This is a genomic window from Microcystis sp. M53602_WE12 (assembly GCF_030065455.1).
Taxonomy (GTDB): Bacteria; Cyanobacteriota; Cyanobacteriia; order Cyanobacteriales; family Microcystaceae; genus Microcystis; species Microcystis aeruginosa.
In genome coordinates, this window is the sequence record NZ_JASJFB010000586.1 from 1 (window position 1) to 1414 (window position 1414).

The 1414-nt window shown below is 39.2% G+C and carries 1 protein-coding gene and 1 pseudogene; both read left to right on the forward strand.

Annotation, left to right across the window (positions count from 1 at the left end; all coding sequences use genetic code 11):
• Window positions 1–115, forward strand: a 115-nt coding sequence (locus PX482_RS18760) for a transposase (RefSeq protein WP_071824397.1), incomplete at its 5' end; no start/stop codon positions are given.
• Between the two features lie 372 nt (window positions 116–487).
• Window positions 488–1273: pseudogene (locus tag PX482_RS18770) on the forward strand (serine/threonine-protein kinase); the annotation flags it as partial.
• Window positions 1274–1414: the final 141 nt, after the last annotated feature.

Sequence of the window (1414 nt, forward strand, 5' to 3'; positions counted from 1 at the left end):
GATGGTCGAGGGAATCAACAATAAACTTAAACTAATAAAACGGAGAGCCTATGGCTTGAGAAACTTTCGGAATTTTTGGGTTAGAAGTATGTTGTCTTGGCATCTTGTATGTTGATTTAGCATAAAGAGTAACGAAGAGCCTAAAATTGGCTAATTCAGGAGTTATTATTTATTATGCTAGAACAAATGATGAAGATGTTAGAAGGGCAACAAATAAACTCTTATCGTCTTAATAAGTTTCTTGGTGCGGGTGGTTTTGGTGGTGTATTTCATGCTAGTGAAAGGGGGGATCCGCGCCCCCCTTATCAAGGGGGGATTAAGGGGGGATCCGCGCCCCCCTTATCAAGGGGGGATTAAGGGGGGATCCGCGCCCCCCTTATCAAGGGGGGATCAAAGGCACAATCTATCTTCAATTTAATAATTATAACCACTCACTTAATAGGATAGTTACACAACGTAAAAATTGGTTAATTCAGGAGTTATTATTATGCTAGACCAAATGATGAAGATGTTAGAAGGGCAACAAATAGGCCCCTATCGTCTTAATAAGTTTCTCGGTGCGGGTGGTTTTGGGGGTGTATTTCATGCTAGTGAAATGGTCAGAAATACATCGGTCTAAGAAGTTGCCATTAAAGTTATCCCAGAAAGTAGCGATGATAAATTAATTGAATTAACAAATGCCAGAAAGTTAGAACATTCTAATTTAATTAAGGCTTATTCGGTGGGGGAATTTACTTTTTTCAATACGGAGATGCTTTATTTAGTGATGGAATTGGCACAGGGTAGCCTAGAAAATCACATTGCCAAAGGCGGTTTGTCAGCGGATGAGATTAAAAATATTACTGCTCAAGTCGCCCAGGGCTTAAATTATCTTCATGGACAAAATAAAGTCCATCGAGATTTAAAACCGGGTAATATCCTCAAGGTTAATCAACAATACAAGTTAGCATATTTTGGCTTAATTAGAACCTTAAATAACAAAAGCCACACTCAAACCGTCCACAATAGCGGTACAATTATTTATATGCCTCCCGAAGCCTTTAGGGGGGATATTTCCTCAGCTTGGGATCTGTGGTCATTGGGTATTATGTTAATCGAAATGACGACTAATCAACTTCCCTATAAGTTTAATAATGATATTCACCAGTTAATGGCAAAGGTGATGAATTGTGAGCTACAAATCCCCAGTTTACCGAAAGAGTTTAAACCGATTATTGAAGGGTGTTTGCAAAAAGATAGAAAACAAAGATGGACAGCACAACAGGTTTTAAATCTGAGAGGGGGACAAGCGAGCTAGAAGGTAGATAGGGCAAGCGATATCGCTCTTTGTCCTTTGATGTAATCCTTCAACCGATAGCGGCTAATTTGCATTAGCTCTTCTATATTTTTTGGGAACATTTGATGTAGCTGGAGC